The sequence below is a fragment of the Vibrio sp. YIC-376 genome (assembly GCF_052353105.1).
Classification (GTDB): domain Bacteria; phylum Pseudomonadota; class Gammaproteobacteria; order Enterobacterales; family Vibrionaceae; genus Vibrio.
On the sequence record NZ_JBBWFK010000001.1, the window covers coordinates 89,636 to 104,265 of the forward strand.

The 14,630-nt window shown below is 44.3% G+C and carries 12 protein-coding genes; 8 read left to right on the plus strand and 4 right to left on the minus strand.

Going from position 1 to position 14,630, the window contains the following annotated elements:
• Window positions 1-10: 10 nt before the first annotated feature.
• From WJM94_RS00420 to WJM94_RS00435, 4 genes are all read left to right on the plus strand, one after another.
• Window positions 11-1,180, plus strand: coding sequence for a benzoate/H(+) symporter BenE family transporter (locus WJM94_RS00420; protein WP_444492979.1), 1,170 nt, complete (start codon window positions 11-13; stop codon window positions 1,178-1,180).
• 483 nt (window positions 1,181-1,663) lie between these two features.
• Entirely contained in the window at window positions 1,664-2,803 is a 1,140-nt protein-coding gene (locus tag WJM94_RS00425) for an efflux RND transporter periplasmic adaptor subunit (RefSeq protein ID WP_444492273.1), read from the plus strand.
• A gap of 2 nt (window positions 2,804-2,805) precedes the next feature.
• A complete protein-coding gene (locus WJM94_RS00430) occupies window positions 2,806-5,961 on the plus strand; it encodes an efflux RND transporter permease subunit (protein WP_444492274.1) in 3,156 nt (1,051 codons plus the stop codon).
• Between the two features lie 199 nt (window positions 5,962-6,160).
• The gene (locus WJM94_RS00435; protein ID WP_444492980.1) at window positions 6,161-6,634 is read left to right on the plus strand and encodes a MarR family winged helix-turn-helix transcriptional regulator; all 474 of its coding nucleotides are present in this window, start codon (window positions 6,161-6,163) and stop codon (window positions 6,632-6,634) included.
• A 43-nt stretch (window positions 6,635-6,677) separates the two neighbouring features.
• On the opposite strand, the gene WJM94_RS00440 is transcribed toward WJM94_RS00435, so the two are convergent.
• Window positions 6,678-7,634 (minus strand): AEC family transporter, encoded by a 957-nt coding sequence (locus tag WJM94_RS00440; RefSeq protein WP_444492275.1) that lies wholly within the window; start codon window positions 7,632-7,634, stop codon window positions 6,678-6,680.
• 310 nt (window positions 7,635-7,944) lie between these two features.
• On the opposite strand from WJM94_RS00440, the gene WJM94_RS00445 reads away from it, so the two are divergent.
• The gene (locus tag WJM94_RS00445) at window positions 7,945-8,190 is read left to right on the plus strand and encodes a hypothetical protein (protein ID WP_444492276.1); all 246 of its coding nucleotides are present in this window, start codon (window positions 7,945-7,947) and stop codon (window positions 8,188-8,190) included.
• A 55-nt stretch (window positions 8,191-8,245) separates the two neighbouring features.
• On the opposite strand, the gene miaE is transcribed toward WJM94_RS00445, so the two are convergent.
• Entirely contained in the window at window positions 8,246-9,016 is a 771-nt protein-coding gene (miaE, locus tag WJM94_RS00450; RefSeq protein ID WP_444492277.1) for a tRNA isopentenyl-2-thiomethyl-A-37 hydroxylase MiaE, read from the minus strand.
• A gap of 124 nt (window positions 9,017-9,140) precedes the next feature.
• Window positions 9,141-9,905 carry a DNA repair protein gene (locus WJM94_RS00455; protein WP_444492278.1) on the minus strand — a complete coding sequence of 255 codons (765 nt, stop codon included), beginning with the start codon at window positions 9,903-9,905 and terminating at the stop codon, window positions 9,141-9,143.
• Window positions 9,906-10,302: 397 nt separating this feature from the next.
• On the opposite strand from WJM94_RS00455, the gene cysB reads away from it, so the two are divergent.
• Window positions 10,303-11,277 (plus strand): HTH-type transcriptional regulator CysB, encoded by a 975-nt coding sequence (cysB, locus tag WJM94_RS00460; protein ID WP_444492279.1) that lies wholly within the window; start codon window positions 10,303-10,305, stop codon window positions 11,275-11,277.
• 248 nt (window positions 11,278-11,525) lie between these two features.
• Window positions 11,526-12,722, plus strand: coding sequence for a methyltransferase (locus WJM94_RS00465; RefSeq protein ID WP_444492280.1), 1,197 nt, complete (start codon window positions 11,526-11,528; stop codon window positions 12,720-12,722).
• Window positions 12,723-12,814: 92 nt separating this feature from the next.
• On the opposite strand, the gene ald is transcribed toward WJM94_RS00465, so the two are convergent.
• A complete protein-coding gene (ald, locus tag WJM94_RS00470) occupies window positions 12,815-13,939 on the minus strand; it encodes an alanine dehydrogenase (RefSeq protein WP_444492281.1) in 1,125 nt (374 codons plus the stop codon).
• 156 nt (window positions 13,940-14,095) lie between these two features.
• Between ald and lrp the strand changes: the two genes are divergently transcribed.
• Complete coding sequence (gene lrp / locus WJM94_RS00475) at window positions 14,096-14,590, plus strand: leucine-responsive transcriptional regulator Lrp (RefSeq protein ID WP_444492282.1); 495 nt, start codon at window positions 14,096-14,098, stop codon at window positions 14,588-14,590.
• Window positions 14,591-14,630: the final 40 nt, after the last annotated feature.

A 14,630-nucleotide genomic window follows, 5' to 3' on the forward strand; every position in this document is an offset into this window, starting at 1 on the left:
AGAACGAATGATGAAAAAGCTATTCAATTTAAGCCACGTATCCGCCGGGTTTACGGCTGTGTTAGTCGGCTATACCAGTTCGGTAGTGATCATCATTCAGGCGGCGACTTCGGCTGGAGCAACACCGCTTCAAATAGAAAGTTGGTTGCTGGCATTAGGCGTCACAATGGGCTTGACCTCTATCGCGTACTCCTGGATGTATAAGACACCGGTTTTAACAGCATGGTCAACACCTGGTGCGGCGATGTTAGTCATCGCTTCTCAACAGTATGAATTACCCGTTGTTGTCGGTGCGTTTGTTGTTTCGGGCGTGCTGATTTTGTTAACGGGATTGATTACGCCATTAAGCAAAGCACTTGAGCGAATACCGCCACAATTGGGTACAGCGATGTTGGGCGCAATTTTGCTGCCTTTCTGTCTGGATAGTTTTAAAGCGGTGAGCAGTGCACCCATTACCTTTGTGTTTATGTTTGCAGGCTTCTTAGTGGCAAAGAGTTCGATTCCCAGATACGCGATGCTTGCACTTCTTATCATTGGCGTTATTTGTTCTATCGGCATTGAAGATGCAGTGATTGATATTGCGGATTTATCCATCGCGACACCCGTATGGGTAACACCGGGATTGGATATTGGCGCAATACTGAATTTATCCATTCCTCTCTATATCATTACGATGCTTTCTCAGAACTTGCCCGGTATTGCGATGATGAAAAGTTACCAATATGACACACCAGTAAAGCCTATTCTGATTGGTACAGGTTTAACTAATATCTTAGCGGCGCCATTTGGAGGCTTTAGTGTCAACCTTGCGGCGATTTCAGCGGCGATTTGCATGACACAAGAAGTGGACTCTGACAAACAACAGCGTTATCGCGCAGTAATATGGGCGGGTGTGTTTTATTTAATTGCAGGTGTGTTCGCAACGACTGTTGTGGCGATATTTTTATCCTTACCGCAAGGAGTGATAAAGATTTTGGCCGGTTTTGCGTTATTAGGCACTTTGATGATGTGTCTACAAGCGGCTTTTCACGCCGAGGGCTACCGGGAATCCGCACTATTTACGTTTTTAATTACCCTATCAGGGATCAGTTTTTTAGGTGTGAGTGCTACTTTATGGGGCTTGCTAGTCGGAATGATCCATTTGCGTGTGACCAGTAAACCGAGGCATCAAAGTGTGTAGTCATGGATGAAAAAACGTTCTTGTTAATTGATCTGGTAAACGGTACTGGTACTAAAAATAAGAATGTGGGTACAAATTACCGCCATATGGAGTGCATTTATTAGGATTACTTTTATTATTCTAGAACGTCAATTATGAATTATTCTTTATACAAATATGGAATAAAAGTGGACTTGGGGTCAAAACTTTGCGCAAAGATTTGGTGGATTTATGTACATTTTGAGTTCTTTTTGAACGGTGTTGTTGTTCACAAAAAAATGTGATTTCCAACGCAAAATTACCATTAATGAGATCTAAAGCACATCTTTCAGACAAACGTATTCTGTGAGCGTATAGAAGTGTAAATGTTGTTGTATGTACAACACTGGATAATTATCATCCTAAGTAATTTTTGAATATAACTTCATCAATTATAACCACATTTTTTTAGGTGTTTTAAAGTGCCTAAATGGTTTTTAGAGAAAGTAAGAAGAGAGATGTTTAATGAGACGTAAAACCACGCTATCGCTGTTGATTGCGTCGAGCCTGTTTATGGCCGGATGCCAACCAAGTCAAGAAGGAACGAAGCAAAGCGGTGGTGCCGCTCAAACAACAGAAGTCGAAGTGATGACTGTTGAGCCAGTTCGTCAAATGTTAACTGTAGAGTTGCCGGGTCGTAGCCGTGCGTTCAAAGAAGCAGAAGTCCGTCCGCAGGTAAGCGGTATTGTCTCTGAACGTAATTTTGTAGAAGGCAGCATTGTCCAACAAGGCCAATCTTTGTATCAGATCGACGACTCGACCTATCAAGCGGCTCTATTAAGTGCTGAAGCAGAATTGATCCGTGCTAATGCGACTGAAGAATCAACCTTCGCAACGGTTAAGCGCTACCGTGCCCTCATTTCGAAAAAATCAATCAGTCAACAAGATCTGGATGAAGCGGAAGCGGCTTACAAAGAAGCAAAAGCTCAAGCGTTAGTAGCAAAAGCGGCGATCAACACTGCGAAAATCAATTTGTCATACACTCAGGTTAAGGCACCGATCGGTGGTGTTATCGGTAAATCGAGTGTAACGGCGGGTGCTTTGGTTACCGCAAACCAGTCTGACACGTTAGCGACGATTCAACAGCTTGATCCAATTAATATCGACATCGTTCAGTCATCTGCTCAGCTGCTGCGTCTGAAATCTGCTCTTGCTAAAGGACACATCCAACAGGATGAGTCAGCCCAAGTGACTTTAGAATTAGAAGATGGCTCGACTTATGCCCATAACGGCACGATGAAGTTTGTCGAAGTTAATGTCGATGAGAGCACCGGGAGTGTAACGCTTCGTGCAGAATTCCCTAACCCGGATGGGTTGCTTTTACCTGGTATGTTTGTTCGTGCCACGGTGATTACGGGCGTGGATCCGGAAGCTATTCTTGTTCCTCAAAACACAGTAACTCGTGATGCAAGGGGACAAGCGACCGTCATGGTTGTTAACAATGATAACGAAGTCGTCGCGACTCCTGTGTCGACAGCTGAAGTGATTGATAATCAATGGCGCATTGTCGATGGCCTAAAAGCGGGCGATAAAGTCATTACGGCTGGTCTACAAAAGGTAAAGTCGGGTAGTTCTGTAAGCATTCAAACCGGTGAACAGGAGTAATCATGGCACGATTCTTTATCGATCGTCCGGTCTTTGCTTGGGTTCTGGCTATTCTGACCATGCTGGCGGGGATCATGTCCCTGATGAATTTACCGGTATCGCAGTACCCAACCATTTCACCGCCGACGGTTACTATCACTGCTCGTTACCCGGGGGCGTCTGCAAAAACGGTTGAAGATTCCGTTACGCAGGTTATTGAGCAAAACATGACTGGTCTTGACTACCTACGTTACCTTTCATCAAGCAGTGATGCGTTTGGTAATGCGACGGTCACGCTGACATTTGATAGCGAAGCTGATCCAGATATTGCTCAAGTACAGGTACAAAACAAGTTACAGTTGGCGCTGACTTCGCTACCGAGTGAAGTACAAAGCCAAGGTATTGTTGTCGAGAAATCGAATACCTCTTTCTTGTTGGTTGTTGCACTCTATTCTGAAGACCCAGACTACACGCAGAATGACATCGCGGACTATGTTGTATCGAACATTGAAGATCCAATTAGCCGTGTATCCGGTGTAGGTAAGGTTCAGGCGTTTGGTGCTCAATATGCGATGCGTGTTTGGTTAGACCCATTCAAGTTGGCACAGTTTAATCTGACTGCGATTGATGTCGCTGGTGCGATCAGTGAGCAGAACGCTCAGGTTTCGTCAGGTCAGCTTGGCGCAGCACCAGCACAAAAAGGACAACTGTTGAATGCAACAATCTCTTCTGCAAGTCGTTTGAGCAGTGTTGAAGAGTTTGAAAATATCATTCTTAAGTCCGATACCAGCGGCGCAAACGTGTATTTGAAAGACGTGGCTCGTGTTGAACGTGGTGCGGAAAGTTACGATATCAGGGGGCAATACAATGGCTTCCCTGCGTCGGGTTTGGGTCTTTCTCTGGGGACTGGAGCGAATGCGCTGGAAACCGCTGCAGCAGTAAAAGAGCGATTGGCGCAGTTGCAAGAAAACTTCCCGGCTGGTTTAAAGATTGCTTACCCATTTGAAACCACGCCTTTCGTTCAAGCATCGATTCATGAAGTAGTGAAGACGCTACTGGAAGCGATTGTTTTGGTGTTCTTGATCATGTACCTGTTCTTACAGAACTTCCGTGCGACGCTTATCCCGACCATTGCGGTTCCGGTTGTTTTGCTCGGTACGTTTGCTGTCTTGTATATGACAGGCTTTAGTGTGAACACCTTAACCATGTTTGCTATGGTTCTGGCGATCGGTTTGCTGGTGGATGATGCCATCGTAGTTGTAGAGAACGTTGAGCGTGTAATGCACGAAGATGGGCTTGAACCTAAAGAGGCGACCAAGAAGTCGATGGGGCAGATCACTGGCGCATTGGTTGGCGTCGGTTTGACCTTGTCTGCGGTATTTGTACCAATGGCATTTATGACGGGCTCAACCGGGGTTATTTATCGTCAGTTTTCGATAACTATCGTCGCAGCAATGACGCTTTCTGTACTGGTTGCGATCATTCTTACGCCAGCACTGTGTGCGACCTTGCTGAAGAAAGGCGATGCGGAGCTGTCTGAGAAGAAAGGTTTCTTTGGTTGGTTCAACCGTAAGTTTGAGTCGTTAACCTCAAGATACGAATCGGGCGTAGCAAGATTGCTAAAACGCACGGGTCGTATGATGCTCTTGTTTGTTGCGTTGGCCGCAGGTGCTGGTTGGTTCTTTACTAACCTGTCGACGTCTTTCTTACCTGACGAAGACCAAGGCACTGTCTTCTCTATGGCAATTTTGCCACCGAACTCGACGCAGGAGCAAACTGAGAAAACGCTCGACAAGATGCGTGAGTTCTTCCTTGAAGAAGAAAAAGATGCCGTAAACTCGATATTTACTGTGGCTGGCTTTAGTTTCGCTGGTCAGGGACAAAATATGGGGATGGCATTCATTAACTTGAAGGATTGGTCAGAGCGTAAAGCGCCTGGAATGGATGCAGCGTCATTAACGGGCCGAGCGATGGGGTATTTCTCGACCATCAAAGAGGCGTTGGTCTATGCCTTTGCACCTCCGGCTATTCAAGAGTTGGGTAACGCCACTGGTTTTGATTTCTATCTTCAAGACTCGTTGAACCAAGGGCATGATGCATTGGTCGCGGCACAAGGTCAGTTGCTTGGTATGGCGGCACAAAATCCGAATCTTGTTGGTGTGCGTCCTAACGGTCAGTCTGATGCACCGATGTACCAAGTGCTTGTTGACCACGCTAAGTTACGAGCTCTGAACGTGAGCATTGATGATGTTAACCAAATCTTGTCTTCTGCATGGGGTGGCGCTTACATCAACGACTACATTGACCGTGGCCGTGTTAAAAAGGTGATGTTACAGAGTGATGCTGAGTTCCGTATGCAGCCGAAAGACTTTGATTCTTGGTACGTGCGTAACTCCAACGGTGACATGGTGCCATTCTCTGCGTTTTCACACGGTGAGTGGACGTACGGTTCTCCTCAGCTGCAACGTTTTGATGGTCTGCCTGCCATGAACATTCAGGGTGGTGCTGCTCCGGGTGTGAGTACTGGTGATGCGATGGCAGAGATTGAAACGCTGGTAAAACAATTACCAGAAGGCTTCCAGGTGAAGTGGACGGGTATCTCTTATGAAGAGCGACTATCCGGAAACCAGGCTCCTATGCTATACGCGTTGTCGATTCTCGTTGTTTTCCTCGTGTTGGCTGCGCTTTATGAAAGTTGGTCTGTACCGTTTGCGGTCGTATTAGTGGTGCCTTTGGGTGTGCTTGGTGCGGTACTTGCGGTGATGGGACGAGGCTTGGATAACGATGTGTTCTTCCAGGTAAGTCTATTGACCACCGTCGGTCTGGCGACCAAGAACGCTATTCTGATTGTTGAGTTTGCCAAAGAGTACTACGAGAAAGGTGCAGGGCTTATTGAAGCGACGTTGCATGCGATTCGAGTTCGTCTCCGCCCGATCATCATGACGTCACTGGCGTTTGGTCTGGGTGTTGTTCCTCTGGCAATCAGTACAGGTGTAGGTTCTGCCGGTCAGAACGCAGTAGGTACAGGTGTACTTGGCGGTATGGTCAGTGCGACCTTGCTAGGTATTTTCTTTGTTCCGATTTTCTTTGTCGTGGTTGAGCGTTTATTTGATCGCCGCGCCAAAAAAGAAGAAAAAGTTGAACAAATTGAAACTGCAGCCAAGGAATCTGAATCCTGACAGTAAGACTTAACGGTTCTAACTAAGTTATACTACCGATAATTACGGTAATAAAAGAGCGCTTCGGCGCTCTTTGTTTATGCTCTCAATACGACACAGCACCAACTCACTTTAGCTATCCTTAAAGTGACGAATCGCTTCTAAAAAGAGCGCCATGTTCAGAAAGCATGAACCTAAGCTACAGAACGAATACACGACCATGAAAGACAATAAGATTTCTCCCATCACTATTCTGGATCAAAGCCCAATGTTTGTTTGTGGTGTCATGCAGAGAATTTATCGAAATCGCGCTCAGGCAGAGTTATCTCGCCAGAATTTAATTACTTTAGAAATGGCGACTGCGTTAGCGGCAGTGGAAGAGTTTGAACCCATGTGCCAGCAAGAGCTAGCGAATGCAGTGCTCAGTGAACGCAGTGTCGCTAAACGCATGGTGGATAATTTGGAAAAGCGAGGTTTAGTCCAAGTTTCTAAATGCGAGACAAACCGAAGACTTAAGATGCTAAGCATAACGCCTGAGGGTAAAGCAGCGGTGCGGCAGGTACATCAGATCATGACCGAACTGCAGCGAGAGTTCCTTTCGAGTTTATCCCAATCAGAGTCGACAGAGTTCTTTCGTTTGGTGAGAAAGTTAACGCTCGCCAACCATGCTCAGTGGGGAGAGAACAACAATTAACCTTAATCATAGGCAAACGCAGAATTGCGTGAGCGTGTGAGAGTTATATTAGCGCTAAGGAATTCAACACAATAATCCCCAGCGTACAGGTAACAGTAGAAAGTACCGTTGTCATAGCAATAATGTTTGCCGCTAATACCGAGTTACCGCCCATGGACCGAGCCATTACGTAACTTGCGGCAGCAACCGGAGAAGCATTCATAAAGAATAAAATACCAAGCTCAACTCCACGGAACCCGACCAAATATGCGCCCAATGTAACTACCATGGGTGCGACTATCAGCTTATAACTGCTGGCAAACCAAGATGGCCCTTTCTCTTGTCTCATCAATCGGAAATCTAACGAGCCTCCGGTGCATAACAACGCCAGCGGTAACGTCATTCTTGATAAGTAATTCCCTGCATCAATGGCAATTTGGGAAACCGGGATAGACAGCATGTAAAAAAGCATCCCGAGAACAATGGAAATTATTAACGGGTTTTTAGTCAGCGTGCGTACCATTAGTTTCGCTGCCTGAGAGACGGATGTCCCCCCTTTAGGTGATAAGCAAATCACGGCTTGTACGTTGTAGATAAAGGTCGTCACTGCAACGTAAAGTGCCGCTAAGGCGACACCTTGTGGGCCATAGGCGCTTGAAACATAAGCGATACCTATAATGCCAGTATTCGCACGATAACCACCTTGTATCAGTACGCCTTGATCGGGTGATGATGGGAAAATGAGTTTGACCGAAGCGTAAGTAAAAATGAAAAACGCGATACTTGCAATGACGCCATAATTGACAAAGCCACTGGCAGCAGAAAAGTCATGTTCAGATGAGACGATGCTGATAAATAGCATTGCTGGTAAGGTTACTTTAAACACCAGTTTAGAGCCCACATCGATGAAGTGAGTATCAATGATGCCAATTCGTTTAAAGATTACGCCCAACACTAACATTAAGCAGATCGGGCCTGTTATCGAGATTGAAAATTGCAACTGGTGTAAAACGGAATCCATGTAAGTAGCCGCAGCAAAACAAGTTTTATTGTTCTACTATTAAGCCACAACTTAGGGGGTAGAGAATAGGGATGTGATGAAATTTTATTTAACTGATGATTCTGATGTAATTTTCATTTCTGGATGAGGCAATTATCTCAGTTTGACCTGTTTAAAAAATAATCTAACTCCATGTGCCTGCAATACTGCTCGCCCCTTGCTCATAAATTACTTCCCCTTGCAATAACGTTGTCATGTTCAATCTTTAAGGTTTGCGACTGAAATAACCAAGCCGGATGGCTTAACCCCTAAAATTGCAGATTGGATTATCATGGCAAGAGCAGTAAATCAGGCCGACGAAGTCATCATTAAATTGCTACAACAGCATGGCCTTATCAAAAGTGAAGCGGAAGCGCGTTTAAAGCGTGACATTTATCGCTTACAACCGAGTGAAATAGAAAAAGTCAAAAATTACGCTCAGCACTTTGGTATTCATGCGAAAGAGAAATTGATCGATGAAATTCTTGAACTACGCCGTGAATCATTGCTGGCTAAGCTCACTCTGCGGTCAAAATAAAAATGCCGAACATGAATGGTCCGGCAATTCCGTTTTTTATGTAGCAAATAGCCTTTTAAACAGGTATGCCACTGTGGAATTTGAAGTCAGAGTCTGGTGTTGAGATGAGGTCTGCTTCAACACGTCCAAAGTAAGCGATGCGTTCACTAATGCCTTTGCCTGCGATTTGCTCTGCTAATACTAAGTAATCTTGGTAGTGTCTAGCCTCTGAACGCAAAAGAGAAATATAGAATTTCGCGATATCTTCTTCCATGTGAGGAGCTAGCATTGCAAAGCGTTCACATGAGCGCGCTTCGATGTACGCACCAATAATGAGCTTGTCGATAAGAGTTTCCGGCTCATGAGTTTTCATATGTGAAATCAGCCCCTTTGCGTAGCGACTCGCCGGAATATTCACATATTCGATGCCACGACTATCCATGATTTCGAGCACTTGATAAAAATGGTGTAATTCTTCTTTGATTAACAGAACCATTTTATCAATCAGATCTTGGCTATAAGGAGAGTCTGATTTTGCCATGATCGCTTTGGAAATATTGCTCTTACCTTTAAGTGTTTCCAGTGAGCCTATATTACGGTACGCAAAGTCTTCATATGGTTTGAACCAGTCAAGTAGTGCGTGTGAACTGGATTGATCGATAGCATATTTACGAATCAAAAACATCGCCGATTGGCCTGCTTTTAGTTCGCACAATAGGTGGTCTGTTAATATGGTTTGCAGGTTCTCTGGTTTCTTCGCTTCTTCAACCCACTCATCAGGGGTGCTGCATTGTAGAAACTGATTGATAGGAGTAAGAAGATCTTGGTAAGCGTCGAGATTAATCATTTTAATTCTTGGTACTTTACATTCAAATTTGGGGTCTCCAGTCGCGTATCTATGCGAAGGCTGGATAGAAAAAAGGCTGCAAACGCAGCCTTTCATCGAATATTGCGGAAAGCTGGTGGAGATATTACCACTTTTTCTTCTCACCGAAGAGCACTTGCATATCATTGTCACGTTCTTTATCGGCCAATTGCTGCATTTCAGCGTCGCTTTTATCCTGACGTCTCTTATCTAAATCACCCAGCATCTCCTCAAGCTTTTGCTTTGCCTGAATTGAATAGGTGTCATTTCTGGTACTAAGTACGTCGATACCTTTACGCAGTAATTGTAGCGCGGTGCCTGGTTGACCACGAGCAATCGAGTCGTTGGCTCTTTTAATCACGTTTTCAATATTGATACGGATTTGGATCGTTTCTAATCGAGTGTTCTCCGCCACATAAGTTTGAGTGTCTAAGCGGCCTTTATTATGCTCGTTGCGAATGGTCTCTCTTAAGCGTTTGACCAACTTTAGCATTGCAATGGCTTGTTTATCACTGCTTGGCATCTTGAACGTCGTGCTCTCACCAGCGTGCTCGTTTATTTTTAACTGCACAATTTGCTGTTTGAGGTTCTCGATACGTTGGGCTAACTGCTTATTTCTTGGATCAAACTGCTGCATATTTTCCAGAGCATCAAGAATGCGATTGTTAAGGCATAGCAGAAGCTCAAAACTGAAGGGGATATGGTGCGCGTGACCTAAGAGATCTTCAGTACTGTCGATCAAAGAAACGTAGCGAGAAGATTCCTGTCTTCTGGCAGTTTCTATTTTGACCTTGTATTGCAACATGATGTTATAGCCAAGGATTAAGACCAATAAAACGGCTACCAAAGCGATTATTAAACCAATACTCATATCGATGCATTTGCTGTTATTTTCTACGACTAGCGGTCAAGAATACATGAATCTCATATTTCAAGGCACCTTATTTGTTGGATTATTTTGTCTCACACGCGTTTTAATTTATATCGTTATCAATATTCCCATGAGATAGGAAAATTTAAAATTCAACCGTGTGCATATTCTTTGATTCTTTGGCTTGATAGGGGAAGTTCGCGATTTCACCCGATGTTTTTCTTGAAGTAACTCTAGTGACAATGTAAGAAATCTAGCAACTTAAAGTAATTTAGGTATATGTTAGAAATTCCTGTTCATTTTGCGGTTGTAGCGTTATAACTAATAATTATATCGCTCAGTAGAGTGAACAATTTAATTACCTATTTAGTGTCTCGCCAACGAGTAAGGGATTACGATGAAACTGCAACAACTGAAGTATATTGTTGAGGTTGTAAACCATAATTTGAATGTGTCTGCTACAGCAGAGAGTTTGTATACCTCCCAACCGGGTATCAGTAAACAGGTTAGGCTGCTGGAAGATGAGTTGGGTATCCAAATCTTTGAACGTAGTGGTAAACACTTAACCCAGGTGACACAGGCTGGTGAGCAAATTGTACGTATTTCTCAGGAGATTCTTGGGCGTGTAGAGAGCATTAAAGCAGTTGCGGGAGAGCATACCCATCCAGAAATGGGGACGCTAAATATCTCAACGACACACACTCAAGCTCGTTATGCTTTACCTGACGTAATCAAAGGGTTTACGACTCGATATCCAAAAGTTTCTCTGCACATGCATCAGGGTACGCCTTCGCAGATGTCTGAAGCGATTGCTAAAGGAACCGCAAATTTTGCGATTGCGACCGAAGCACTGCACCTTTATCAAGACGCTATCATGCTGCCTTGTTACCACTGGAATCGTTCAATTGTTGTACCTAAAGATCATCCATTAGCGAAGAAAGCCCATGTCACCATCCATGATTTGGCTACTTACCCATTGGTGACTTACGTATTTGGTTTTACTGGCCGTTCCGAGCTTGATACTGCATTCAACCGCGAAGGGTTGACGCCACGAGTGGTGTTTACGGCGACGGATGCTGATGTCATCAAAACCTACGTAAAAATGGGTATTGGTGTTGGCGTGATTGCAAGTATGGCAGTTGATGAGAAGCAAGACAGTGATTTAGTTGCTATCGATGCGAGCCATTTGTTTGGTGCAAGTACAACGAGTATTGGTTTCCGTCGTGGCACTTTCCTTCGCTCTTATATGTTTGATTTTATGGAGCGCTTTGCACCGCACTTAACTCGCCCTGTGGTCGAGCGTGCTATTTCTTTGAAGTCGAATGCCGAAATCGAAGAGATGTTTAAAGATATCGATCTGCCAGTTAGATAACTTATCTTCTTTGTATGTATACCCAAGATCGAGGTTTGCGCTTACGCCTCTTGGGTATACAATACGCGCCTGCTAGTAGGGGGCATACCAGTTCCAGCAATTATTTCATCATTTTTGCTGATTAAAACCGCGTACAGCTTCGTTAAAATTCTTGTCATTAGAACCACTAGTTACTGCAAATTTAGCCTTACTCCAAGCGAGTTTTCCTGGGCAAATTTCTGATATTAAAATTACTGGTATTGGTATGAATGAACACTCAATTTCAATTTATTAATGACTGCTTGTTCGAGAATCAATCGTTATGGCGATTCGACCCATTTAAGAGCAGTATTCATTCGTCCTTACCCTGGCAAGAAAAGCACCCCGAACTTTGTGATTGGTTAGCATCGCTTGCCCCTTCACACATCGAATTTTTAAAGGCAAAGCCGGAAGAAGTTTTGGCTGAAATCATCCTTTATTTACCAGTACTGCAGAAACTAGCCGACTGCACCCAACTGGATGCCATATCGCTAAGTGGTTTAGAGCTCGAAAGAGGGTTAGATGATGGTGTCCCTGGTCGTAAACTTGAACAAATAACGGCAATGGGCGAGGCGGCGATCCAGCATCATCGTGGGATAGAGTGGCTTGAGTGGTGTTCGGGTAAAGGGTATCTCGGGCGTATTCTAACCACACAAACTGAGCAGCCAGTTACTAGCTTTGAATATCAGCAAGAGCTATGCGATTCGGGACAGCAGGTTGCGGATGAGCATCATTGGAAAATGACCTTCATTCAGGGGGATGCATTTGACGCCGCAGCGAAAGCGGTGTTTAAGCCAACACAGCATGCTGTCGCTTTACATGCCTGCGGTGATTTGCATGTTCGTTTACTCCAGTACGGCTGTGAAAGTGGTGTCGCAGCAATGACCATTTCTCCTTGTTGTTACCACTTGATTCAAGCTGAGACCTATCAGGCACTCTCTGAAAGTGCTCAATCTTCAAAGTTGAGGCTCTCCAAACAGGAACTTAGGATCCCGCTACAGCAAACTGTGACTGGCGGTGAGAGGGTACGTCGACATCGCCAACAAGAGATGGTTTTCAGGTTGGGTTTCGATTTGATTGCTCGTCAGGTCCTTGGTTTTGAGGAGTATCAGCCTGTTCCAAGTATTCGTAAATCACAGTTGAGTGAAGGTTTTGAAGCTTTCTGCCTTTGGGCTGCTGAGCAAAAAGGAATCGAGATGAATCTAGAAATCGACTTCGATCAGTTTGAAGCTCTAGCTGAAGTGCGTTTTTGGCAGATGGAAAGAATGAGCTTAATTCAATTGGTTTTTCAGCGACCTTTAGAGCTGTGGCTGGCTTTAGATAAAGCACTTTATCTTGAGGAACAAGGTTATCGTGCCAGAGTGTTGGAGTTTTGCGCTAAATCTGTTACTCCTCGAAATATTTTAATTTGCGCATATAAAAAATAGTTATCATTTATAGCTAAATGCTCTATATGAAAAAGCCCACTTGGTAGTGGGCTTTTGTAAATAAAACGTGACAGAATTGATTTATTTTATCATTAATTGAACATTGCAATCGCCTGCTCTGGTTCTACGTACTCAAGCCCAAAACCTTCAGCAACTTCTTTACATGTCACTTTCCCGTGAATCACGTTCAGGCCTTCAAGGAAGCCTTTATCGTCTAGAAGTGCTTGTTTGTAACCTTTGTTCGCCAGTTTCAGAATGTAAGGTAAAGTTGCGTTGTTTAGGGCAAACGTTGAAGTACGAGCAACTGCACCAGGCATGTTTGCCACACAGTAGTGTACGACTTCATCAACGATATAAGTTGGTTCTGCGTGAGTGGTTGCGTGTGAAGTTTCAAAACAGCCGCCTTGGTCGATGGCGACGTCAACCACCGCTGAGCCTGGCTTCATCTTTGCAATGTGCTCTTTTTTAACTAACTTCGGAGCAGCGGCGCCAGGGATTAGAACCGCACCAATAACAAGGTCTGCTTCTAGAACATGCTTCTCGATAGCGTCTTCCGTAGAATAAATCACTTTCGCTTGACCGTGGAATTCTTCATCCAGTTTACGCAGAGTATCTACATTACGGTCAAGAATTGTTACGTCAGCACGCAGACCAATTGCCATACGAGCTGCGTTTGCACCAACGACACCGCCGCCAACAATGACCACTTTTGCTGGCGCAACGCCTGGTACTCCACCAAGCAGTAAACCACGACCGCCTTGAGATTTTTCTAACGTTTGCGCACCAGCTTGGATAGACATCCGACCTGCTACTTCAGACATTGGTGCTAACAGTGGCAAACGACCCATATTATCTGTTACAGTCTCATAGGCTATACAGACAGCTTTGCTCTTGATTAGCTCATCAGTTTGTGGAAAATCTGGTGCTAGGTGTAAATAGGTAAATAAAATTTGTCCTTCGCGGAGCATTGCTCTTTCAATTGCTTGGGGTTCTTTTACTTTTACTATCATTTCTGCTTGCGCGAAAACGTCAGCAGAACTCGGGAGAATGGATGCGCCGACAGCGATGTAATCATCGTCTGAAAAACCAATGCCGGCACCTGCATTGGTCTCAACTAAAACTTGGTGACCATGTGAGATTAGCTCTCTCACGCTAGCTGGGATCATGCCAACACGGTATTCGTGGTTTTTGATTTCCTTAGGTACGCCAATGATCATCCTGAATCCTCTTTCTATAATGGTTGTATTGACTATTTGTAGGGTGTTATTGTCGAATTAAGAACTAGTATAGTTATTGGTTTGTAATATTTGGCACCAAATATTAAAAAGTTGTAGTATATTTTTTTGCAAGGAAGTAATAAGGTGGAATAAAAAATGGCAGACAACTATAAAAAGCCGTCCAAGGATCTAGACCGTATCGACCGCAACATTCTTAATGAATTGCAGAAAGACGGTCGTATTTCGAACGTAGAACTTTCAAAACGTGTTGGTTTATCTCCAACACCATGTTTGGAGCGTGTACGTCGATTGGAACGTCAGGGGTACATTACAGGGTATACTGCGTTACTGAACCCGCAGTTTTTAGATGCTTCACTATTAGTGTTCGTTGAAATTACGTTAAACCGCGGTGCACCGGATGTGTTCGAGCAGTTTAACACTGCGGTTCAAAAACTGGATGATATCCAAGAGTGTCATCTAGTATCTGGTGACTTTGACTATCTTCTTAAAACTCGTGTATCAGATATGGGTGCTTATCGTCGTCTACTTGGCGATACGCTACTGCGTTTACCAGGTGTAAACGACACTCGTACATACGTTGTTATGGAAGAAGTGAAACAATCTAACCAGCTTGTGATTAAAACTCGTTAATTCTTTGCAAAGAAAGCGGTATATGCTTCCGCTTTCGACA